Origin of the sequence: Streptomyces sp. NPDC059785 (assembly GCF_042732375.1) — a bacterium.
In the GTDB taxonomy this organism is placed as follows: Bacteria; Actinomycetota; Actinomycetes; order Streptomycetales; family Streptomycetaceae; genus Streptomyces.
On sequence record NZ_JBHWHV010000063.1, the window covers coordinates 34,701 to 58,263 of the forward strand.

Annotated in this window: 14 protein-coding genes; 9 read left to right on the forward strand and 5 right to left on the reverse strand. The window is 71.3% G+C overall.

Annotated features, from left to right (window positions below; translation table 11 throughout):
* Positions 1-57 precede the first annotated feature (57 nt).
* Positions 58-1,092, reverse strand: coding sequence for a LacI family DNA-binding transcriptional regulator (locus ACFV6E_RS34860; RefSeq protein ID WP_385467152.1), 1,035 nt, complete (start codon positions 1,090-1,092; stop codon positions 58-60).
* A gap of 468 nt (positions 1,093-1,560) precedes the next feature.
* On the opposite strand from ACFV6E_RS34860, the gene ACFV6E_RS34865 reads away from it, so the two are divergent.
* From ACFV6E_RS34865 to ACFV6E_RS34900, 8 genes are all read left to right on the forward strand, one after another.
* Entirely contained in the window at positions 1,561-2,829 is a 1,269-nt protein-coding gene (locus tag ACFV6E_RS34865; protein ID WP_385467155.1) for an extracellular solute-binding protein, read from the forward strand.
* 104 nt (positions 2,830-2,933) lie between these two features.
* A complete protein-coding gene (locus ACFV6E_RS34870; protein WP_385174344.1) occupies positions 2,934-3,938 on the forward strand; it encodes a carbohydrate ABC transporter permease in 1,005 nt (334 codons plus the stop codon).
* Between the two features lie 13 nt (positions 3,939-3,951).
* Positions 3,952-4,863 (forward strand): sugar ABC transporter permease, encoded by a 912-nt coding sequence (locus ACFV6E_RS34875; protein ID WP_385467158.1) that lies wholly within the window; start codon positions 3,952-3,954, stop codon positions 4,861-4,863.
* A gap of 208 nt (positions 4,864-5,071) precedes the next feature.
* Entirely contained in the window at positions 5,072-6,802 is a 1,731-nt protein-coding gene (locus tag ACFV6E_RS34880) for a glycoside hydrolase family 13 protein (RefSeq protein WP_385467161.1), read from the forward strand.
* A gap of 219 nt (positions 6,803-7,021) precedes the next feature.
* A complete protein-coding gene (locus ACFV6E_RS34885) occupies positions 7,022-8,404 on the forward strand; it encodes an alpha-amylase family protein (protein ID WP_385467164.1) in 1,383 nt (460 codons plus the stop codon).
* Positions 8,405-8,601: 197 nt separating this feature from the next.
* The gene (pulA, locus tag ACFV6E_RS34890) at positions 8,602-14,055 is read left to right on the forward strand and encodes a pullulanase-type alpha-1,6-glucosidase (RefSeq protein WP_385467166.1); all 5,454 of its coding nucleotides are present in this window, start codon (positions 8,602-8,604) and stop codon (positions 14,053-14,055) included.
* A gap of 73 nt (positions 14,056-14,128) precedes the next feature.
* Positions 14,129-15,784, forward strand: a complete 1,656-nt coding sequence (locus tag ACFV6E_RS34895; protein ID WP_385467169.1) for a SpoIIE family protein phosphatase — start codon at positions 14,129-14,131, stop codon at positions 15,782-15,784.
* Positions 15,785-15,813: 29 nt separating this feature from the next.
* Positions 15,814-16,170: a 5-carboxymethyl-2-hydroxymuconate Delta-isomerase gene (locus tag ACFV6E_RS34900; RefSeq protein ID WP_385174329.1), complete on the forward strand. Its 357-nt coding sequence runs from the start codon at positions 15,814-15,816 to the stop codon at positions 16,168-16,170.
* Between the two features lie 18 nt (positions 16,171-16,188).
* Here ACFV6E_RS34900 and ACFV6E_RS34905 read toward each other — a convergent pair whose 3' ends face one another.
* From ACFV6E_RS34905 to ACFV6E_RS34920, 4 genes are all read right to left on the reverse strand, one after another.
* A complete protein-coding gene (locus tag ACFV6E_RS34905; protein WP_385174327.1) occupies positions 16,189-16,890 on the reverse strand; it encodes a TetR/AcrR family transcriptional regulator in 702 nt (233 codons plus the stop codon).
* Positions 16,891-17,049: 159 nt separating this feature from the next.
* Complete coding sequence (locus ACFV6E_RS34910) at positions 17,050-19,002, reverse strand: hypothetical protein (RefSeq protein WP_385467172.1); 1,953 nt, start codon at positions 19,000-19,002, stop codon at positions 17,050-17,052.
* Positions 19,003-19,081: 79 nt separating this feature from the next.
* Positions 19,082-19,615, reverse strand: a complete 534-nt coding sequence (locus ACFV6E_RS34915) for a tetratricopeptide repeat protein (RefSeq protein WP_385467181.1) — start codon at positions 19,613-19,615, stop codon at positions 19,082-19,084.
* 81 nt (positions 19,616-19,696) lie between these two features.
* Complete coding sequence (locus ACFV6E_RS34920) at positions 19,697-22,807, reverse strand: alpha-N-acetylglucosaminidase (protein WP_385467175.1); 3,111 nt, start codon at positions 22,805-22,807, stop codon at positions 19,697-19,699.
* A 112-nt stretch (positions 22,808-22,919) separates the two neighbouring features.
* On the opposite strand from ACFV6E_RS34920, the gene ACFV6E_RS34925 reads away from it, so the two are divergent.
* Positions 22,920-23,375, forward strand: a complete 456-nt coding sequence (locus ACFV6E_RS34925; RefSeq protein ID WP_385467178.1) for a hypothetical protein — start codon at positions 22,920-22,922, stop codon at positions 23,373-23,375.
* Positions 23,376-23,563 lie beyond the last annotated feature (188 nt).

Consider the following 23,563-nt stretch of genomic DNA (forward strand, 5'->3'; position numbering starts at 1 on the left):
GGTCCCGGTCGCATTTCCTACGCCCCGGGGAGTCCTCCGGCCGCCTTGTTCTCCGCCTTAAGGACGATTTCGTTCCCCAGGGGCCGAGGCAGTCGACCCCCGTACCACCAGCTCCGGCATGAACACGAACTCGCTGTGCGGAGCGGGTGTTCCGCCGATCTCCTCCAGCAGCGTGCGCACCGCGGCCTGGCCCATGGCCGGAACCGGCTTGCGCACGGTCGTCAGCGGCGGGTCGGTGAAGGCGATGAGCGGCGAGTCGTCGAAGCCGACCACCGAGACGTCCCGCGGCACCTCCAGGCCCCGCTGCCGGGCCGCCCGTATCGCGCCGAGCGCCATCATGTCGCTGGCGCACACCACGGCGGTGCACTCCCGGTCGATGAGCGCGGTGGCCGCCGCCTGGCCGCCCTCCAGCGTGTACAGCGAGTGCTGGACCAGCTGTTCCTCGATGTCGTCGGGGCGCAGTCCGAGCTGGTCCTGCACGGTGCGCACGAAGCCCTCGATCTTGCGCTGCACGGGCACGAAACGCTTCGGGCCGAGCGCGAGACCGATCCGGGTGTGGCCGAGCGAGACAAGGTGGGTGACCGCCAGCGACATCGCGGCCCGGTCGTCGGGGGAGATGAACGGCGCCTGCACCTTCGGCGAGAAGCCGTCGATGAGGACGAAGGGCACGCCCTGGCCGCGCAGTTGCTCATAGCGCTGCATGTCCGCCGAGGTGTCGGCGTGCAGTCCGGAGACGAAGATGATGCCGGCCACGCCCCGGTCGACGAGCATTTCGGTCAGCTCGTCCTCGGTGGAGCCGCCGGGGGTCTGGGTGGCGAGGACCGGTGTGTACCCCTGCCGCGTCAGCGCCTGGCCGATGACCTGGGCGAGCGCGGGGAATATCGGGTTCTCCAGCTCCGGGGTTATCAGCCCGACCAGGCCCTCGCTGCGCTGGCGCAGCCGTACCGGGCGTTCGTAGCCCAGGACGTCGAGGGCGGCCAGGACGGACTGGCGGGTGGTCGCGGCGACGCCCGGCTTCCCGTTCAGGACGCGGCTGACAGTCGCCTCACTGACCCCCGCCTGGGCTGCGATGTCGGCAAGCCGTGTGGTCACAGGACTGGACTGTACCGGCCGATTCTCCCGTTGCCCACCGGCCGCTCGCCTCGTACGGGCGGGCTTGCGGCCCGCTGCGGGCTGCTGCGTCATCGCGTCCCCTTGTGCTGGTCGTGGTCTGGCCGGTCCGCCTCGTGCGCCGCGGAGCGTGGGTGGCTCTCGCGGGGCGTTGACGGGTGATGATCCTCGGACCCGCAAGGTATGGCAAGAGCTTGCAGAGTCTTGCACAACTGTCCGATGTCCCGCTGAGCGGCGGTCTGTGGCCGGTTTTCCGGGCGTGGACGCAGGTCACGGACGGGTAACTTCCGCCGGTTCTTTCACTTTTTTGCTGCAAGGTCTTTCGCGGCGCTTTCAACGCTGTTACGTTCACGTCGCCCGGCGGCAGCAACGAGGCGGTCGGCGAGCCGGCAGGACAGGCGGACGGGACCGCCCCTGCGGCACACGGGCTTTCACCCTCAAGGAGAACTCATGCGGCGTGGCATAGCGGCCACCGCGCTGGTGGCGTCCCTCGCCCTCACGGCGACGGCCTGCAACGGCGACGACAGCGGCGATTCGGCCGGCGGTCCGGTCACCATCACCTACTGGGACACCTCCAACGCGACCAATGAGGCGCCGACGTACAAGGCCCTGGTCAAGGAGTTCGAGGCCGCCAACAAGGACGTCAAGGTCAACTACGTCAACGTCCCCTTCGACCAGGCGCAGAACAAGTTCGACACCGCCGCCGGTGCCTCGGGCGCCCCGGACGTGCTGCGCGCCGAGGTCGGCTGGACCCCCGCCTTCGCCAAGAAGGGCTACTTCCTGCCGCTGGACGGCACCGAGGCCCTCAAGGACCAGGACAAGTTCCAGTCCAGCCTGATCGAGCAGGCGAAGTACGAGGACAAGACGTACGGCGTGCCGCTGGTCACCGACACCCTGGCCCTCGTCTACAACAAGGCCCTGTTCAAGAAGGCCGGCGTCGAGGCCCCCAAGACCTGGGACGACCTGAAGAAGGCCGCCGCGACCATCAAGGAGAAGACCGGGGTCGACGGCTACCTGGGCTCCACCGCGGGCTACTACGGGCAGCCGTTCCTCTACGGCGAGGGCACCGACACGGTCGACGCCGACGGCAAGAAGATCACCATCGACTCCGCCGAGGCCAAGAAGGCGTACAAGACCTGGCTCGGCCTGTTCGACGGCAAGGGCCTGGTCAAGGCCGACACCACCGCCGACGCCTACGCGCACAAGCAGGACGCGTTCGTCAACGGCAAGGTCGCCGCGATCCTCGAGGGCCCCTGGGAGATCACCAACTTCTACAAGGGCTCCGCGTTCAAGGACAAGGAGAACCTGGGGATCGCCACCGTCCCGGCCGGCTCCACCGGCAAGGCGGGCGCCCCGACCGGCGGCCACAACCTGTCGGTCTACGCCGGCTCCGACGAGGCGCACCAGAAGGCCGCCCTGAAGTTCGTCAACTTCATGACCTCGGCCACGTCGCAGGAGACCGTCGCCCTGAAGAACTCCACGCTGCCGACGCGTGACGACGCCTACACGGACAAGGTCAAGGCCGACCCGGGCATCGCCGGCTACCAGGGCGTCCTGTCCGCCGCCCAGCCGCGCCCGGCGCTGCCCGAGTACAGCTCCCTGTGGACCCCGCTCGACGAGGAGCTCCCCAAGATCGCCGGCGGCAAGGAGTCGCTGGACAAGGGGCTGAGCAACGTCGAGACCGCCTACACCAAGCTGGTGCCCGACTTCAGCAAGTGAGCCCGGACGGCCGCCGGTCCCGCCCCCTCCCGGGCGGGGCCGGCGGCCACCGGCCTGTGCGCCGTACTCCTTGATCCACCGTCCACCACAAAGGTTGTCGAACCATGACAGTCGCCATCGACCGCGCGACCGGCAAGCGCCGCGGTGACCGCGCCCCCCGTCCGGGACTTGTCCAACGTCTCAAGGACGGGTACCGGAAACACTGGTACGCCTACGCCATGATCGCGCCCGTGGCCGTCGTGATCGGCGTCCTCGTGCTGTATCCCCTGGTGTACGGCCTCTACCTCACGCTGACCGACGCCAACAGCCTCAACTCCGCGCGCACCATCGGCGTCAACCACATAGACGCCACCTACAAGTTCATCGGCCTGGACAACTACGCCGACATCCTGTGGGGCCCGACCGCGTACGACAGGTTCTGGTCGCACTTCGTCTGGACGATCGTCTGGACCGCGCTCTGCGTCGCCCTGCACTACTTCATCGGCCTGGGCCTCGCCCTGCTGCTCAACCAGAAGCTGCGCGGCCGCACCTTCTACCGGCTGATGCTGGTGCTGCCCTGGGCCGTGCCCACCTTCGTCACCGTCTTCGGCTGGCGCTTCATGCTCGCCGACGGCGGCGTCATCAACTCCGCGCTCGACGCGCTGCACCTGCCGACCCCGCTGTGGCTGGAGGACACCTTCTGGCAGCGGTTCGCCGCGATCATGGTCAACACCTGGTGCGGAGTGCCGTTCATGATGGTCTCGCTCCTCGGCGGCCTCCAGTCCATCGACTCCTCCCTCTACGAGGCGGCCGAGATGGACGGCGCCAACGCCTGGCAGCGGTTCCGCTTCGTCACCCTGCCCGGCCTGCGGTCCGTCAGCTCCACGGTGGTCCTGCTCGGCATCATCTGGACCTTCAACCAGTTCGCCGTGATCTTCCTGCTGTTCGGCAACACCGCCCCCGAGGCGCAGATCCTCGTCACCTGGGCGTACCAGCTCGGCTTCGGACAGCAGCCGCGCGACTTCGCGCAGTCCGCGACCTACGGCATTCTGCTGCTGGCCATCCTCACCGTCTTCACCTCCTTCTACCGCCGCTGGCTGAACCGCAATGAGCAGCAGCTCGCGATCTGAGGCAGGAGTTCCCATGAGCACCACCACTGTCGAGACCCCCGCCGCGGTGACCGGGCAGCCCTCCGCCGACGCGCCGCCGCGCAAGGCGCGCAGCCGTGAACGGCGCAGCCTCTCAGCGTCTCTCGCCTCGCACGGCATCCTGATCGTCGCGTCCCTCGTCGCCCTGTTCCCGGTCGGCTGGCTGGTCTATCTGTCGCTGGGCCCGGACAAGGACGACTACCTGCACCCCGGGCGCATCTGGGACAAGATGACGCTCGACAACTACTCGTTCGTCCTCCAGCACACGAACTTCTTCGAGTGGATGAAGAGTTCGCTGATCGTGTCGCTCGGCACCACGGTGATCGGCGTCCTGGTGGCCGCCACCACCGGCTACGCGGTCTCCCGCATGCGGTTCCCCGGCTACCGGAAGCTCATGTGGGTGCTGCTGGTCACCCAGATGTTCCCGATCGCCGTGCTGATCGTGCCGATGTACCAGATCCTGTCGTCGCTCCAGCTCATCGACACCTACCTCGGCCTGATCCTGGTCTACTGCTCGACCGCGGTGCCGTACAGCGCCTGGCTGCTCAAGGGTTACTTCGACACCATCCCGTTCGAGATCGACGAGGCCGGCCGGGTCGACGGGCTGACCCCCTTCGGCACCTTCTGGCGGCTGATCCTGCCGCTCGCCAAGCCCGGCCTCGCGGTCGCCGCGTTCTACAACTTCATCACCGCGTTCGGCGAGGTCGCCTTCGCCTCGACGTTCATGCTGGACGACAAGAAGTACACCTTCGCCGTCGGCCTCCAGTCCTTCATCAGCCAGCACGACGCGCAGCGCAACCTGATGGCGGCCACCGCCGTGCTGGTCGCGATACCCGTCGCCGGTTTCTTCTACCTCGTGCAGAAGAACCTGGTCACCGGCCTCACCGCGGGCGGCACGAAGGGCTGAGCCCCGGCACCGGTACAGACTCCCGCGCGCATCGTGCGCGCGGGCGGTGGCCGCGACGTCCATCCGACCCCGCAGGCGTCGCGGCCACCTCTTCACCCGCATCCGAAGCACCGGCACACTCAGCAGCACCCGCACCCCGCACCTGACCTGAAATTCCCGTCCCGCCCACGGCCTCGCCCGTGCGGTGGCCCATCGCATCAAGGACGCCATGAGCCAGCACTCCGCCGACCAGGCACCGACCTCCGCCCTCGCCACCGTGGCCGCGCACCGCGACTGGTGGCGGGACGCGGTGATCTACCAGGTCTATCCGCGCAGCTTCGCCGACAGCAACGGCGACGGCATGGGCGACCTGGAGGGCGTACGTTCCCGACTCCCGTACCTGCGCGACCTCGGCGTCGACGCCGTGTGGCTCAGCCCCTTCTACGCCTCGCCGCAGGCCGACGCCGGCTACGACGTGGCCGACTACCGGGCCGTCGACCCCATGTTCGGCAACCTCCTGGACGCCGACGCGCTGATCCGCGACGCCCACGAGCTGAGCCTGCGGATCATCGTCGACCTGGTGCCCAACCACTCCTCCGACCAGCACGAGTGGTTCAAGCGCGCGCTGCGGGAGGGCCCCGGCTCGCCGCTGCGCGAGCGCTACCACTTCAAGCCCGGCAAGGGCGAGAACGGCGAACTGCCGCCCAACGACTGGGAGTCCATCTTCGGCGGCCCGGCCTGGACCCGGGTCACCGAGCCGGACGGCACCCCCGGCGAGTGGTACCTGCACCTGTTCGCGCCCGAGCAGCCCGACTTCAACTGGGAGCACCCGGCGGTCGGCGACGAGTTCCGCTCCATCCTGCGGTTCTGGCTGGACATGGGCGTCGACGGCTTCCGCATCGACGTAGCCCACGGCCTGGTCAAGGCCGAGGGACTGCCCGACCTGGGCTCGCACGAACAGCTCAAGCTCCTGGGCAACGATGTCATGCCGTTCTTCGACCAGGACGGCGTGCACGAGGTCTACCGGCAGTGGCGCACCGTGCTCGACGAGTACGCGGGCAACGAAGCAGGGCCCGCAGGGCCTTCCGCAGAAGGGCGGGGGCGGGAGACGGGTGGGCGCATCTTCGTGGCCGAGGCGTGGACCCCGACCATCGAGCGAACCGCCAACTACGTCCGCCCGGACGAGCTGCACCAGGCGTTCAACTTCCAGTACCTGGGCACCTACTGGGACGCTGCCGAGCTGAAGGAGGTCATCGACCGCACCCTGGACTCGATGCGCCCGGTCGGCGCCCCGGCCACCTGGGTGCTCTCCAACCACGACGTGACCCGGCACGCCACCCGGTTCGCCAACGAGGCCGGACTCGGCACCCAGATCCGCAGCGCGGGCGACCGCGAACTGGGCCTGAGGCGGGCCAGGGCGGCGACCCTGCTGATGCTCGCGCTGCCCGGCTCCGCCTACGTCTACCAGGGCGAGGAGCTCGGCCTGCCGGACGTCACGGACCTGCCGGACGAGGTGCGCCAGGACCCGGCGTACTTCCGGGGCGCCGGACAGGACGGCTTCCGCGACGGCTGCCGGGTGCCGATCCCGTGGACCCGCGAGGGCTCCTCGTACGGCTTCGGCGACGGCGGGAGCTGGCTGCCGCAGCCGGCGGGCTGGGGCGAGCTGAGCGTCGAGGCGCAGACGGGCGTGGCGGGCTCCACCCTGGAGCTGTACCGCGCCGCGCTCGCCGCGCGGCGCGAGACGCCCGACCTCGGCGCGGGCGACTCCGTCGAGTGGCTCCAGGCCCCTGAGGGCGTGCTCGTTCTCCGCCGCGGCGCGTTCGTCTGCACGGCGAACACCACCGGCGCGGCGGTGACCGTCCCGGCGTACGGGCGAGTGCTCATCGCCAGCGGCGAGGTGACCGTCACGGACGACGCGGCGAAGCTGCCCGCGGACACCACCGTCTGGTGGACCGCGTGACCTGAGCCGTCGTGTCTCCGCGCCCGTACGGCGGGGGGCGGGAGAGGTGCGGGTCAACCGGCCGCAGCGTACCGGCAGTTGAAATTTCTTGCGAAGTCTTGCTGAAAGTTCACTGCGGGCGCTACGGTCCCGGACACACCGTCGGTCGCGCGGCCCGCGCGGCCTGTCGGCAGCCGCACCTCACATCCCCCACCCGCACGACGAAGTGCAGGAGAGAACATGGCCAGGAGAACACTGGCCGCCATATCCGTCCTCGCGGCGGGCATGGCGGCCTCGGTCACCCTCCCCACAGGAGTGGCCCAGGCAGCACCCCCGGGCTCGAAGGACGTCACCGCCGTCCTCTTCGAGTGGAACTTCGCCTCGGTCGCCAAGGAGTGCACCAGCACCCTCGGCCCGGCCGGCTACGGCTACGTCCAGGTGTCCCCGCCCGCCGAGCACATCCAGGGCTCGCAGTGGTGGACCTCGTACCAGCCGGTCAGTTACAAGATCGCCGGGCGGCTCGGTGACGCCGCCGCCTTCCAGTCGATGGTGAACACCTGCCACGCGGCCGGCGTCAAGGTCGTCGTGGACACGGTCATCAACCACATGAGCGCCGGTTCCGGCACCGGCACCGGTGGCTCGTCGTACACCAAGTACAACTACCCGGGCCTGTACTCGTCCTACGACATGGACGACTGCACCGCCTCCATCAGCGACTACACCAACCGCACCAACGTCCAGAACTGCGAGCTCGTCGGGCTCGCCGACCTGGACACCGGCGAGGAGTACGTCCGCAAGACCATCGCCGGGTACCTGAACACGCTGCTCGGCTACGGCGTCGACGGCTTCCGCATCGACGCGGCCAAGCACATGCCCGCCGCCGACCTCGCCAACATCAAGTCCCGGCTGAGCAACACCTCCGTGTACTGGAAGCAGGAGGTCATCTACGGCTCCGGCGAGGCCGTCCAGCCGACCGAGTACACCGGCAACGGCGACGTGCAGGAGTTCCGCTACGCCTACGACCTCAAGCGGGTCTTCAACAACGAGAATCTCGCCTACCTGAAGAACTACGGCGAGGGCTGGGGCTACCTGAGCAGCTCCGTCGCGGCCGTCTTCGTCGACAACCACGACACCGAGCGCAACGGCTCCACGCTCAACTACAAGGACGGGGCGAACTACACGCTCGCCAACGTCTTCATGCTCGCCTGGCCGTACGGCGCCCCGGACATCAACTCCGGCTACGAGTGGTCCGACTCGGACGCCGGGCCGCCCAACGGCGGCGCGGTCAGCGCCTGCTGGCAGGACGGCTGGAAGTGCCAGCACGCCTGGCCGGAGATCAAGTCCATGGTCGCCTTCCGCAACGCCACCCGGGGCGAGTCCGTCACCAACTGGTGGGACAACGGCGCCGACGCCATCGCCTTCGGGCGCGGCTCCAAGGGCTTCGTGGCCGTCAATCACGAGTCGAGCTCGCTCAGCCGCACCTACCAGACGTCCCTGGCCGCCGGGACGTACTGCAACGTGCAGAACAGCACGACGGTGACCGTGAACAGCTCGGGCCAGTTCACGGCCACGCTCGGCGCCAACACGGCACTCGCGCTCTACGCGGGCAAGTCGAGCTGCTGACCCGCACGGGCCGCCGACCACGCGACAGCGGGGCGGCGGCAGGGTGCGACAGCAAGGCATGACAGCAGGTGCGACAGCAAGGGTCGTGCAAGTCCTTTCCGTTACTTTCACGACCCTTGCTGCAAGCCTTCCGGCGGCTGTACGGTCACGCGCGGGGTCGGACCCGAATGAGCCGTAATCGCAAGGAGTTCACGCCTGTGATACCGAGATGGCCGGCGCCTGGCAGGCGCCGTACCGCCGCTGCCCGACGGGTCGCCGCCGTCACCGTCGCCGCCCTGACGGCGGCGCTCGTGCAGCCCCTCGCCGCGCGGGCCGCCACCCCGCCCGCGCCCCCGTCCGACGCGAGACTCGCCGCCGAGCCGTCCCGGCACGACGCCACCCGCGAGCAGTTCTACTTCGTTCTGCCGGACCGTTTCGCCAACGGCGACACCGCCAACGACAAGGGCGGCCTGACCGGTTCGCGCATGTCGACCGGCTACGACCCCACCGACAAGGGCTTCTACCAGGGCGGTGACCTCAAGGGCCTGACCAAGAAGCTCGACTACATCAAGGGGCTCGGTACCACCGCCCTCTGGATGGCCCCGATCTTCAAGAACAAGGCCGTGCAGGGCACCGGGGACAACGCGTCGGCGGGCTACCACGGCTACTGGATCACCGACTTCACCCAGGTCGACCCGCACTTCGGCACCAACAAGGACCTGGAGACCCTCATCTCCAAGGCGCACGCCAAGGGCATGAAGGTCTACTTCGACGTCATCACCAACCACACCGCCGATGTCGTCAGCTACGCAGACAGCACGGAGAAGTCCTACGGCTACCTCTCCAAGGGCGCCTTCCCGTACCTGACGAAGGACGGCGAGCCCTTCGACGACGCCGACTACGCGGACGGCGAGCAGGACTTCCCGGAGGTCGACTCGGGCAGCTTCCCGTACACGCCCACCGTCGCCGCCGCCGACAAGGACGCCAAGGTCCCGTCGTGGCTCAACGACCCGACGATGTACGCCAACCGCGGCGACAACACCTGGGCAGGCGAGTCCACCACCTACGGCGACTTCAACGGGCTCGACGACCTGTGGACCGAGCGTCCCGAGGTCGTCCAGGGCATGGAGAAGATCTACCAGCGGTGGGTGAAGGACTTCGACATCGACGGCTTCCGGATCGACACCGTGAAGCACGTGAACATGGAGTTCTGGACCCAGTGGGCCACCGCGCTCGACGCCTACGCGGCGAAGCACGGGCGTGACGACTTCTTCATGTTCGGCGAGGTGTACTCCTCCGACACCTCCGTCACCGCGCCGTACGTCACCCAGGGCCGCCTCGACGCCACCCTCGACTTCCCCTTCCAGGACGCCGCCAGGTCGTACGTCTCCCAGGGCGGCAGCGCGCGGAAGCTCGCCGCGCTCTTCGGCGACGACTACAAGTACACGACCGACAAGGCGAACGCCTACGAACAGGTCACCTGGCTCGGCAACCACGACATGGGCCGCTTCGGCTACTTCCTGAACCAGGACAACCCGAACGCCACCGACGCCGAACTCCTGGCCAAGGACAAGCTCGCCAACGAGCTGATGTTCCTCAGCCGCGGCAATCCGGTCGTCTACTACGGCGAGGAACAGGGCTTCACCGGCGCGGGCGGCGACAAGGACGCCCGCCAGACCATGTTCGCCTCGAAGGTCGCCGACTACCTGGACGACGACGAGATCGGCACCGACCGCACCGCCGCGAGCGACGCCTACGACACCAGCGCGCCGCTCTACCGGCAGATCAGCACCCTGGCGGGGCTCCGCAAGGCCAACCCGGCGCTCACGGACGGCGTCCAGACCGAGCGCTACGCGGCCGACGGCGCCGGGATCTACGCGTTCTCCCGTACGGACGCCAAGACCGGCACCGAGTACGTCGTCGCCGTGAACAACGCGGGAGAGGCGAAGGAGGCGACCTTCGCCACCGGCTCGGCGGGCATGCGGTTCGACGGCATCTACGGGACCTCCGGCAAGGTCACCTCGGGCGCCGACAAGAAGGTCACCGTCAAGGTCCCGGCCGGATCGGCGGTCGTCTGGAAGGCGACGGGACGCCTCGCCGAGCCCGCCACCAAGCCGTCCGTCACCCTGAAGGCCCCCGCCGCCGGTGCGACCGGCACCGTCGAGCTCAGCGCCGACGTCGAGGGCGGGCAGCTCAACCGGGTCGTCTTCGCCGCCCAGGTCGGCAACGGGAAGTGGCAGACCCTCGGCTCCGCCGACCACGCCCCGTACAAGGTCACGCAGACCCTCGGCGAGGACGTGACCGCCGGTACGGCCCTGCGTTACAAGGCCGTGGTCATCGATTCGGCAGGCCGTACCGCGAGCACCACGGCCACCAGCAGTGCCGGCACCCCGCCCGCCGAGGAGGTCCCGACGGCCGCCTCGCGCGACTACGCGATCGTCCACTACAAGCGGGACGACGGCGACTACACCGACTGGGGCCTGTACGCCTGGGGCGACCTCGCCGACGGCGAGGCGACCGAGTGGCCCGCCAGTCACCCCTTCACCGGCCGCGACGCCTACGGCGCCTTCGCCTACGTCAAGCTGAAGCCGGGCGCCACGACCGTGAACTTCCTGGTCATCGACAAGGACGGCACCAAGGATGTCGGCGCCGACCGCTCCATCGACGTCACCGCGACCGGCGAGGTCTGGGTCGAGCAGGGCAAGGAGGCCGTACAGACCGAGCGGCCCGACTACCCGGCCCAGGACGAGACCAAGGCCGTACTGCACTACCACCGCGCCGACGGCGACTACGACGGTTGGGGACTGCACGTCTGGACCGGCGCCGCGAACCCCACGGACTGGTCGAAGCCGCTGGAGCCGGTGAGGACCGACGCCTACGGCGCGGTCTTCGAGGTGCCGCTCACCGAGGGCGCCACCAGCCTCAGCTACATCATCCACAACGGCGACGAGAAGGATCAGTCCGCCGACCAGGCGCTCGACCTCACGGCAGCGAACGGGCACGAAGTGTGGCTGCTGAGCGGCCAGGACAAGCAGTTGCTGCCGCAGCCCGCGGGCAGCGCGGCGGCGCTGGACCTGACCACCTCCAAGGCGGTCTGGATCGACGCGAACACGGTCGCCTGGAACGGCTCGGAATCGGCGGCCTCCACGCAGCTCCTGTACTCCCGCGACGGTTCGATCGAGGTCAAGGACGGTGCGCTGACCAGCGACGACGAGCGCTGGCTGCGGCTGTCCAAGACCTCGCTCACCGACGCCCAGAAGGCGGAGTTCCCGCACCTGAAGGACTACACCGCCTGGTCCGTCGACCCGCGCGACCGCGACCGGGTGCGCGAGGCGCTGCGCGGCCAGCTCGTCGCCTCGCAGCGGGCCGCTGGGGGCACCTCCCAGGCTTCAGGCTCTGGGGGAGGGGCCGTGCTCGCGGCGACCGGCGTGCAGATCGCGGGCGTCCTGGACGACGTGTACGACGCGACGAAGGCGGACCTCGGACCGACGTTCGCCAAGGGCCGTCCGACCCTTTCGGTGTGGGCGCCGACCGCGCAGAGCGTGTCCCTGGACCTGGACGGCAGGACCGTCCCGATGAAGCGGGACGACACCACCGGCGTCTGGTCCGTCACCGGCACCAAGTCCTGGAAGAACAAGCCGTACCGGTACGCCGTGAAGGTGTGGGCGCCGACCGTCCGCAAGGTGGTCACCAACCAGGTCACCGACCCGTACTCGGTGGCGCTGACCGCGGACTCCGGGCGCAGCCTCGTCGTGGACCTGGACGACAGTTCGCTCGCGCCCGGCGGCTGGTCGAAGCTCACCAAGCCGAAGGCCGTACCGCTGAAGGACGCCCAGATCCAGGAGCTGCACGTCCGTGACTTCTCCGTCGAGGACTCCACGACGAAGGCCGCGGACCGGGGCACCTACCTCGCCTTCACCGACCAGGACAGCGACGGCTCCAAGCACCTGAAGGCCCTCGCGAAGTCCGGGACCTCGTACGTGCACCTGCTGCCCGCGTTCGACATGGCCACCGTCCCCGAGACCAAGTCGGGCCAGGAGAGCACCGACTGCGACCTGGCCTCCTACCCGGCGGACTCCGACAAGCAGCAGGAGTGCGTGGCGAAGACGGCGGCGAAGGACGCCTACAACTGGGGTTACGACCCGTACCACTACACGGTTCCCGAGGGCTCCTACGCCACCGACCCCGACGGCACCGCGCGCACGGTCCAGTTCCGGCAGATGGTGAAGTCCCTCAACGAGGACGGCCTGCGGGTCGTCATGGACGTCGTCTACAACCACACCGCCGCCGGCGGCCAGGCCGACACCTCCGTACTCGACAAGGTCGTCCCCGGCTACTACCAGCGGCTCCTCGCGGACGGCTCGGTCGCCACCTCCACCTGCTGCGCGGGCACGGCCACCGAGAACGCCATGATGAGCAGGCTCGTGGTCGACTCGATCGTCACCTGGGCCAGGGAGTACAAGGTCGACGGCTTCCGCTTCGACCTCATGGGCCACCACCCGAAGGCCAACATCCTCGCCGTCCGCAAGGCCCTCGACGCGCTGACCGTCGCCAAGGACGGCGTCGACGGCAAGAAGATCATCCTGTACGGGGAGGGCTGGAACTTCGGCGAGGTCGCCGACGACGCCCGCTTCGTCCAGGCCACCCAGAAGAACATGGCGGGCACCGGCGTCGCCACCTTCTCCGACCGGGCCCGCGACGCCGTACGCGGCGGGGGCCCCTTCGACGAGGATCCGGGAGTCCAGGGCTTCGCCTCCGGCCTCTACACCGACCCCAACTCCTCCACCGCCAACGGCACCCCGGCCGAACAGAAGGCCCGGCTGCTGCACTACCAGGACCTCATCAAGGTGGGCCTGACCGGCAACCTGAAGTCCTTCACGTTCACCTCCAGCGACGGCAAGGAGGTCAAGGGCTCCGAGATCGACTACAACGGCGCCCCGGCCGGCTACGCGGACGCGCCCGGCGACGCCCTGGCGTACGTCGACGCGCACGACAACGAGTCGCTGTTCGACGCGCTCACCTACAAGCTGCCGAAGGACACCGCCGCGGGCGACCGGGCCCGGATGCAGGTCCTCGCCATGGCGACGGCCGCCCTCTCCCAGGGACCGGCCCTCTCCCAGGCGGGCACCGACCTGCTGCGCTCCAAGTCCCTCGACCGCAACTCCTTCGACAGCGGTGACTGGTTCAACGCCATCCACTGGAACTGCCAGGACGGCAACGGTTTCGCACGCGGCCTGCCCATGGCCGCCGACAACGAGTCCAAGTGGCCGTACGCCGTACCCCTGCTGAAATCGGTGCGGGTGGGCTGCGCCGAGATCGAGGGCACCTCGGCCGCCTACCAGGACCTCCTGCGCATCCGCTCCACCGAGGACGCCTTCGGGCTGGGCAGCACGGCCGCGGTCCAGTCGGAGCTGTCCTTCCCGCTGTCCGGCAAGGACGAGACACCCGGCGTGATCACCATGACCCTCGGTGATCTGGTCGTCGTCTTCAACGCGACGCCGACGACCCAGCGGCAGACGGTGGCCGCGGCGGCCGGCACGGCGTACGCGCTGCACCCGGTCCAGGCGGCGGGCGCGGACTCTACCGTCAAGAAGGCCTCGTACGAAGCCGGATCGGGAACGTTCGCCGTACCGGGTCGCACCGTCGCGGTATTCACCCGCGCCACGCGGTAGGGCAGTACTTTGGTGGGGGCGGGCACCGGAACCCGGGCCCGCCCCCACGACCGTGCCTCTGAGGGCCTCTCACATGGACGGAACCGACACGGAGCGATACGACACGGCGTCCACCGTGCTGGTGGTCGACGACACGGCGGCCGGGCGCTACGCGCTCGCCGCCGTGCTTCGGCGTGCCGGGCACCGGGTCGTCGCCGTCGCCTGCGCGCACGAGGCACTCACCGAGATCGACGCGCGGCTGCGCGCCGGCACCCTCCCCGACCTGGCCCTGGTGGACGTCGGCCTGCCCGACATGAGCGGCTTCGAGCTCTGCCGCAGACTCAAGGACCACCCGGCCACCGCCGCACTGCCCGTCGTGCACTACTCCGCCGCCTCCGCCGAGCCGGGCTACCGCTACCGGGGCCTGGACGTCGGCGGCGAGGCGTTCCTGTCGCTGCCCGCCGAACCCGAGGAGATCCAGGCGGTGGTCCGCGCGGCGGTGCGCGGTGCCCGGGTGCGGGTGGGCGCGGAGACGCTCGCCCGGCGGCTGACCCTGCTCTCCGAGACGATCGTCGCCGTGCAGGGCGCTCGCTGCCTCACCGAACTCGCCGGCGCCGCCGCCGAGGGCACCGCACGGCTCACCGGCACCCCCGCCGCCGTCTTCGTCCTCACCGACGACGGCGACCTGTACCACGGGGTGTCCCGGGGCCCGGGGCTGCCGCTGACCCGCCCGCGCGCCACGGGCCCGTCGCCCGACCTCAGCTCGCACCGGGCGGTGACCGGCCTGATCCGCTCCTTCATGAACGGGCACACCGGAGTGCGCAGCGCCGTCGTGCCCGCGCCGCTGTGGCCCGCCGGCTTCTTCCGGCCCGGCGCCAGCGACGACGCCCGGCTGGTGCTGGCCAGGACCCACCACGAGAAGGCACCGGTGTGCCTGGCCGTGCCCGCGGGGAACGGCGCTCCCGCCGCCGACCCGCAGACCGAGTCCCTGGTCGCCCGGCTCGCCCAGGCCACCGCGCTCGCCGCCGAGCCGCTGCTCATGTACCAGGTGGAACGCCATGTCGCGCTGACCCTCCAGCACAGCTTCCTGCCCCAGCCGCACAGACTGCCCGAACTGCCCGGCGTCGACGTGGTCGTGCGCTACGTGCCCGCCTCCCGGCAGACCGAGATCGGCGGCGACTTCTACGCGGCGCTGAGCACCGACGACGGCGTGCTGACCGCGGTCGGTGACGTGGTCGGGCACTCGCTGGACGCGGCGACCGTGATGGTCGAGCTGCGGCACGCGCTGCGCGCCTACTGCGTCGAGGAGTCCGACCCCGCCCTGCTGGCCGGGCGGCTCGACCGGATGCTCCAGCGCTACCACCCCGACGTCACCACCACCGTCTGCCTCGCGCTCGTCGACCCGGCGAGCGGCCGGGTCAAGGTCGCCAACGCCGGGCACATCCCGCCGCTGATCATCGGCGACGACGGCACCGCCTCCTACGTCAAGGCGTGCGGACCGCTGCTCGGCCTCGGCCTGCCGCACCCGGCGCCCACCGAGACGGTCCTGATGCCCACCGACCGGCTCCTGATGGTCACCGACGGGCTCATCGAGACCCGCGGCACCGACCTCGCGGTCTCCATGGAGCAGCTGCGCACCGCCGCGGCCGACGCCCCGTTGGGTGTCGACGCCCTGTGCGACACGCTCCTGGACTGCTTCGGCCGCGACCGGGAGGACGACATCGCGCTCCTCGCCCTGCGGTTAGGGTGACCTGGATCCCCTTCTGAACAGGAGTTCCCATGCCGCAGATCACCGTCGACTACTCCGCGTCGCTCGACGGCGCCTTCGACCGGCGCGCCTTCGCGCTGGCGCTGCACGAGCGGACCGTGGACATCGCGGCCGCGAAGCCCGAGGCGTGCAAGACGCAGTTCCGCCGGACCGAGGACACCGTGGTCGGCCCCGAGGCCGACGGGCACGCCATCGTGCACGTCGCGCTGCGCCTGCTGGCGGGACGGACCGAGGAGACCAAGGCCCGGCTGGCGGAGGCCGTCCTCGAACTGCTGCGGACCCATGTGAAGCCGGCCGAGGGCGTCGGACTGCACGCCTCCGCCGAGGTGTGCGACCTGGACCCGTCGTACCGCAAGTTCGACGTCTGACCTCCGCCGCGCCCGCTCTCAGTCGTCCTGGGGTGCGGCCAGGGCGACCAGCCGGCCGACCAGGTCCGTGAACGGGCCGTCGGCCGGCTCGTCCCGCAGCACCTGCCGCAGCACGGCGGCCATCCCGGCGTCGTGGGTGGCGCTCACCGCGGCCAGCGCCGCGAAGTCGTGCACGAGCTGCACCTCCAGCTCGCCGCGCGGGATGCGCCGCCCGTCGAGCCAGAGCAGCGCCGTCGACTCGGCGAGCGAGATCCACGAGCGGATCACCAGCTCGAGCCGGGCGGGCGGCTCCTCGACCCGCAGATGCGACAGGATCTGCACGTACGCGGCCTGCCGTACGCCGTCGATCAGTGCGTTGGTCGTGGACGAGCCGACCGCGGGGCCGCCGCGCATCAGGGCCGAGAAGCCGGGGCCGTGGTCCTCCACGAAGTCGAAGAACCGGCGCATGACCCGCAGCAGCCGCTTGCCCAGCGGCCCTTCCCTCGGCTCCATGAAACGCGCCGCGAGGTCGTCGGAGGCGCGCTGCAACGCCGCCTCGTAGAGGCTGAGTTTGCCGGGGAAGTAGTGGTAGACGAGCGGTCGCGAGATGCCCGCGGCCGTGGCTATCTCGTCGATGGAGACCTCGTCGGGCGAGCGTCGGCTGAACAGTTCGAGGGCGACGCCGATCAACTGCTGCCGCCGCTCCTCGACACCCATCCTGCGGCGTACCCCGGTTGTCATGCGAACACCTTACCGATCGGATCCGGCCCGGAACGGGCCGGTCCGGACAGGGGTGTTCACCGAAGCGGCACATAATGCTCACGGATGCGCCCGAAGATCACGGCCGACGGAGCCCGTGGCCCCGCCCGTACTCGGCCCGTACACCGCTCGTACGGTGGGCTACCGCAGCCCCGTGATCCGCCCGCCGTCCGTCAGCGTCCCTTCGAGCACCGCCTGCGCGCCCCGCTTCGCCGGCAGCGCGAGCAGCGGGCCCCCGGCCGAGCCGTCCACCTGGCCCGACGCGCGCACCGACGCCGTGTCCTGGCCGCCGGCGGCGAGCAGGTACCAGGTCCCCGCGCCGGACTTCCACAGCACGCCCGCCAGGACGTGCGGATCGCGCGGCCCGCACGCGGGGGAGTCCTCCGCCTTCGCGGCCACCGCGCCGTACCGCCCGCCCGGCGTGTGGAACTGCGCCAGCACGCGGCTGCCCCCGCCGCGCCAGGTGTCGGCGCGGGTGCACGTCCAGTCGCTGGTGCCCGCGCCGTCCGGCAGCGGCTGCTGGGCGAACCGCCAGGCGTTCACCGACCGCACCCCCTGCCCCCGCTCGGCGGCCAGGGAGCAGGCGAACGGCGCCCAGGCCTCCCGCACCCTCTCCCCGGTCTCCGCCCCGGAGCCCTCCGCGGACGCCGAGGGGTCCCGGGCGGTCAGCCGGGCCGGGGAGAGTTCGCCGAGGTCGGTCACGAGCGCGTGCTCCGGGGCCGCGCCGCCGGACGTGACGGACCCGGCGGCCGTCAGCTCCAGCGCGTGCCAGGAGCGGCAGGCGCCGGTGTGCAGCGCGGGGCTGGCCATGGGCGCGGTCACCCCCTGTGCCGAGAGCTTCAGGGAGACCGGGCCGGACTCCGGGGCCAGCAGATCGCGCACGGCCGCCGTCCGCACCCAGGGCGCCGTCAGATACCGCACATTGCTGTCGGACCGGTCCAGGACCACCGCGCTCGCCGCCGCGCCGGACGCCCCGTCCACCCGGGCGAAGTCGAGGGCGGCGCCGCTCGTCCCGTCCTCCGGCTCGGCGTACCGGGCGATGCGCAGACCGTCGTAGAAGAGCACTACCCGGGCCCGGTCCACCGTCCCCGCGTACAGCAGCTGCGGCGGGCCGGGCGGGGCGCCGGAGGGGGTGCCGGGGGTGGCCGAGACCTGGACCGTCCCGCCGGGGCGCGCCCACACGGCGAGGGCGCGGCGCAGCAGCGCGCGGTCCCCGGTGAGCTTCCCGCGCGCGGGCCACACGGAGAAGTCGGTGCGCGCGGACGTCCGCCAGGCCGCCGGGGCCGCCCGGACCAGCCTGCCGGGGTCGAGGGCGGCCTGCCCGGCCGGGTTCTGCGCGTACGGCGGTGCGGCGGCGCCGTCCGGGCCCCAGCCGCCGCCCGGCAGCGCGAGCAGCGCCCCGCACACCGCGGCCGCCGCGGCGGTGACGAGCGCGGCCTTCAGATGCTGCCGGCGCCGCATCAGGTCGGTCGGGCGGGCGTTGAGCGAGCACGGGTCGAACTCGGCGGAGCGCAGCAGCCCCTCCTGGAGCGGCAGGACGGCGGCCTCCCGCAGTGCCGCGTCCGGGTCCTCGGCACCGGCCGCTGCGAGCACCTCGCGCACCGCGGGTTCGGGCAGCCGCTCCAGGCCGCGCAGGACGTAGGCCGCGCGGGCCGGTCCTGACAGGGCGGACAGGCGCTGGTCGAGGGCGAGTTCGTCGGCGCCGCCGGAGCGCGGGAAGAGCCTGAGCCCCCACACCTGGGGCAGCAGCGGCGGGAGCTGGGACCGCTTGGGCCAGGCGGCGCGCCTCAGCGGCAGCCCCGCCTCCAGGGCCGTGCGCAGTACCTGGAGCCGGACGAGCGCGTACCCCGCCTCGCCCGCGCGTCCCGTCGACTGGGCCGGGAGCACGGGTGCGGGCGTACTGGCCCGCGGCAGTGCCCGCTGGGTGAGCGCGTGTGCCGTGAGCACCCGCCGGTTGCGGCCCAGGCTCGGCGGCAGGACCAGGTAGGCGAGCCGGACGAGCCGTGGATAGTGCTCGACGAGCGCGGCCTCGGCCTGCTCGACGTCGACGTCAGGAACGGGGGCGGGGCGCGGGGCTGCTTCCTGTGACTGCACGTTCAGCAGAACGAGCGAATCCGTGGATGGTCACCGCGAGTTGGACGGCCGTTCGAAGCCGCGCGGTGGTCCGTGCCGTCTACGGGGTTGCGCCCTGGGCGTCCGGTTCCACCAGGAGCCGGGCGTAGTTGGCCGTCGATCTCTGGTAGCGCGGCAGATGCGGGGCGAGCGCGCCGAGGACGAGGGCGAGACCCTCGCGCTCCCGGCCGAGGTCGGCCAGGCACAGGGCGAGCGTGGCGCGTACCGCGTCGTCCAACTCGTCGGAGACCGCGACCAGTTCGGGCGTGAGCAGCTTGACGCCCTCCTCCGGCTGCCCGGTGTTCCTGAGCGAGCTGGCGAGCTGGATCCGGGTGCGTCTGCCCCGGTAGCCGTCGAGCCCGCGGGCCAGCGCCTCGCGGTACAGCGGCACCGCGCGGTCCGAGTGGCCGGTCGAGTCCCAGGCGCACGCCCGCTCGAAGGGGCCGAGGGGACTGTCCTCGGGCACCTCGGCCGCGAGTGCGTCGATCACCGCGCGGAAGTCCGCGGCGTGTGCCTCGTCGTGGGTGTCGAAGGAGGCCCAGGCGGCCGCGACACGCTTCTCCCAGTCGTCGTTCACGGGCTCACCTTCGCACAGGTGAGCCCGTGAACGACATGGGGCCCGCGCCCGGCGCGCACCGGCGCCCCGGCCCGTACGCCGGGCGCGTGCCCCGGGACGTCACGCGAGCGCCCAGCCGCTGAACTCCACCGTGCCGCGCGCCCCGCTCTCGCCGTTGGTGGCGCTCATGAACAGGCCCACGTCCTGCGTGTCCGCCGCGCCGGGCACCGGCACGGTCGCCACCGTCCGCCAGGTCGCCCCGTCGTCCGTCGAGCAGGCCCCGGTGTACGTGCCCCCGGACCGGGTCAGCCGCAGCAGCACCGGCGCCTTGACGCCGGTGACGCGCTTGTAGGTGTCGAGGGTGCCGTCGCCGTCGGTGTCGTACGACAGCACGACGCCGTTGGCCGGGGTGACGGCCAGGTCGAGGAAGCCGGGGGAGCCGGGGACGGCCAGGCTGTTGCGGGCGATGATCCCGGCGCGGGCCCAGGGGCCGGTGACGGCCTGGGAGTCGACGCGCAGCGTCACCGACACCCCGTCGCGCAGCGCCCCCTCCCGGTGGACCGTGCCGAACTCCGTGGTGCCCTTCCACAGGTCGGCGCCCGCCCCGTCGATCGCGAACCGGTCGCCGAGCTGCCCGAAGACGGCCCCGTTGTTCGTGTACGTCTTCCAGCCCGCGTCCAGCGGTCCGGCCTCGAAGAGGGTGCCGTCGAACTCCGCGCGCACCCGGTCCTCGCCCCGGGGCCCGTACCGCACCGCGATCGAGTACGGCAGCGGGCGCAGCGGGTCCTCCAGCGGGGTGCCGGGGGCGCTCGCCCGCCAGCGGACGGTGCCGGTGCCGGCCGCGGGGACGCTCGTCAGGGACGTCGCCCCCTCGGGCTCGGCGTCGAGGCCGGTGAGCGCGAAGTCGACGCGTCCGGTGGCGCGCAGGCCGTTGACGTTGGTGAAGAGGGCCGTGACGCGTGCCTCGCCGCCGGGCGGGAAGGCGGCCGGCTCCGCCGTCACCTCCAGGGCACCCTGGTAGGGGGCGCGGGCCAGCACGTCGTGCACCCGCGCGGCCGTCCGGTGCGCGTCGCCGACAGGACGCAGCGGATAGTCCTTGCGCTCGCGCGTCCACGGCTCCTCGAACGCGAACCAGTCGACGGCCGCGGGCGCCGTCCCGGTGGTCAGCGCGTCCTCGAGCGCGTCCAGCCACTTCTGCCAGCGCGGCACGTAGAAGTCGGCCATCAGGCCGTTCCACTCGCGGTTGCCGTACTCGTGCAGGTTCCCCGCGTCCGAGGTGGCCCGGCCGCCCCACACCGTGATCAGCACCTTGGCGGTGCGCTCGAACTCGGCCCGCTCGGCGTCGTTCGTGGCGAGCAGCCGGGCGTCGTTCACCCACGGGCCGAGCAGGAACGCCGGGTGCGTGCCCGTGACGTCGTCCGACAGCCGCATCAGCCGCAGCCACAGCGTGGCCAGCGCCTTGAAGGTGTCCAGGTCCTTCTTCTCGTACGCGGCCTTCAGCTGCGGCAGGTACTGGCGGCTGCGGTGCGCGAGCGCCTGCCGGGCGACGTCCACCAGGTCGTACCGGTAGGCGGCGCTGCGGCGCAGGTCGGCGGGGAGGGCGAGAAGCCCGGCGAACGCGGCGTCGAAGCGGGCCGGGTCGTAGGTGAGGTCGCGCGGCGCGTAGTAGGCGGCGCGGTTCGCGGACAGGTCGGGGCGGGCGCAGAACAGCGAGTCGTGCGGGTCGCTGCGCTCCACGGCCCGCTGCTGGTACGCGGTGTCGTGCAGCGCCCGCCAGGCGGCGCGGGCGTCCGCGTCGCGCCGTCCGTAGCGGAAGTCGGCGTACCCCGCGAACCAGGCCGCGCGGTCGATCCGCTCCTGTGTCCAGGCCAGCTCGGAGAACAGCTCGAAGGCCGCGGGGTCCCGGTCGGTGGCCTCCGGCAGGTACGCGGTGCCCGCCAGCGCGCTGTCCGGCTTGTCGCGCCAGGCGAAGAACTTCTCCTCCCACAGGTGCGCGCGGGCCCCGATCGTCGTACGGCCGCCGAAGTTGGGGATGGTGCCGAACGCGTACGGGGCGCCGCCCCAGTCCTTCTCGCGGTCGGTGACGGTGGAGAAGCGGTCGGAGACGCCGTCGACGATGAGCATCCTCGACTTGTCGACGGCGTCGATGAGTTCGGGCAGCGGGTTGGCCTCCCAGCCGAGGATCACCCAGGTCGCGCCGGGACGCGCCTTCTGGAGGGCCCGCTCCACGCCCTGCGCGGCGTCCGGCACGGGCACGTCGCCCGCGGTGCCGCCCTCGTGCAGCAGATCCATCTTGAAGTGGGCGGCGTCCCCGAAGACGTCCCGCTGGTGGCGGTAGAAGGAGGCGGCCACCGCGGCGAACGCGTCGGTGCGCGGATCCAGCCAGTCCGGGCGCTCGAAGCCGTGCCAGACGCCCTGCGGCACGACGTGCGCGTCCCCGCCGTTGCGCTCGACGAAACCCTTGGGGACATGGCCGTAGTAGCCGGGCAGGACGGGGGACATGCCCAGCTCGCGCAGCCGGCCGGCGATGCGGCGGCCCAGCTCGGCGCGTTTCGCGATCAGTTCGGGGGAGAGCGGGCCGCCGTACCCGGAGAAGTTCTGGAGCAGCCACCACGGCTGGTGGGAGGGGGCGGGCAGCCAGGCGCGGGCCTCGTCGTCGGTGTAGCCGAAGTCCTTCAGGACCCGGTGGTAGACGGCCTCGGTGCCCGCGATGACCATGACCTCGTTGCAGCCGTGCGCCGCGAGCAGGTCGATCTCGTGCTCCCAGTACGCCCAGTCCGCGTAAGGAGCGGTGTAGCCGTCGTTGGTGTCGTTGAGCGCGAACCGGTGGGGGAGGGCGGTGGATCTGCGGAGCGGCCGGGCGGGCGCGGGCAGCCGGGCGGGCAGGTCCGACTGGCTGCCGTTCCACGCCAGATGAGCCCCGCACACATACTTCAGATAGAAGTGCACGCCGGTCAGCAGCACGGCGGGGGTCGTGCCGGACACCTTGACGCGCCCCGTGGAGCCGGTCACCCGGAACCGGTCGGAACCGCCCCCGGCCGCGGTCAGCTCGAACTGGTCGGCGTAGCCGGGCAGCAGCCGATTGAGCGCGGAGCGTGCGGGAGCCGTATCGAAGGCGGGGCCCTCGCCGGGGCTCCCTGCGGCGTGGGCCGGGACCGCCGTCCCGAGCGTGGTTCCGAGGCCGATGGCACCGGCCGTGCCCAGCACCGTGCGTCGCGACGGACTGTTCATCTGTGTGCCCCCTGTGTCGACAGGTGCGGCACGCTAACGGGACGGGCGTCCGTGCTCAACGGTGCTTACTGAGCTGGCGAGATCATGTCGCCGGGAAGGGACCGGAGGAACTATGAGGACGACGCGCGGGACACTCGCGGCCGGGGCGGTCCTGGCCGCGCTGGTGCTGACCGGCTGCGGATCGGGCGGCGACGCTGACACGGCGGACGACGACGCGCCGGCGACGGCGACCGGCAGCCTGGAGCACCTGGCGTCCGAGGTGAAGTGCGAGCCGGACATCCAGACGGACGCCGCCGAGATCCGCCAGGCCGTCTGCAAGAACGGCGACGGCAAGTTCATCCTCGCGACCTTCGCCACCGACCGCGGCCAGCGCGAGTGGCTCAACGAGGCCAAGGACTACGGCGGTCACTACCTCGTCGGCGCCAAGTGGGTCGCCGTCGGGGAGACGAAGACGGTGACGGCGCTGCGCGGCCGGCTCGGCGGGACCATGGAGGAGGGGACCTCGCACCACTCCGGGGGCAGCGGTGATGGGGGGACCGAGGCCGCGCACTCCGGTCACGACGGCTGACCGCGCAGGTTCTGGGGGCCGTGCCGTTCCGCCTCCGGGCGGAACAGCGCGGGCGGAACGCCGAGGGCCGGGGGGGGGGGTACCCCCGCCCGGCCGCGCACGGGTGGGGCTGAACCCGGGGCAAGGGAGTATTTGAGGGGGTTTTTTAGGGTTACCGGTGTGTTTTAAAAAAAAACGAGACCAACAGA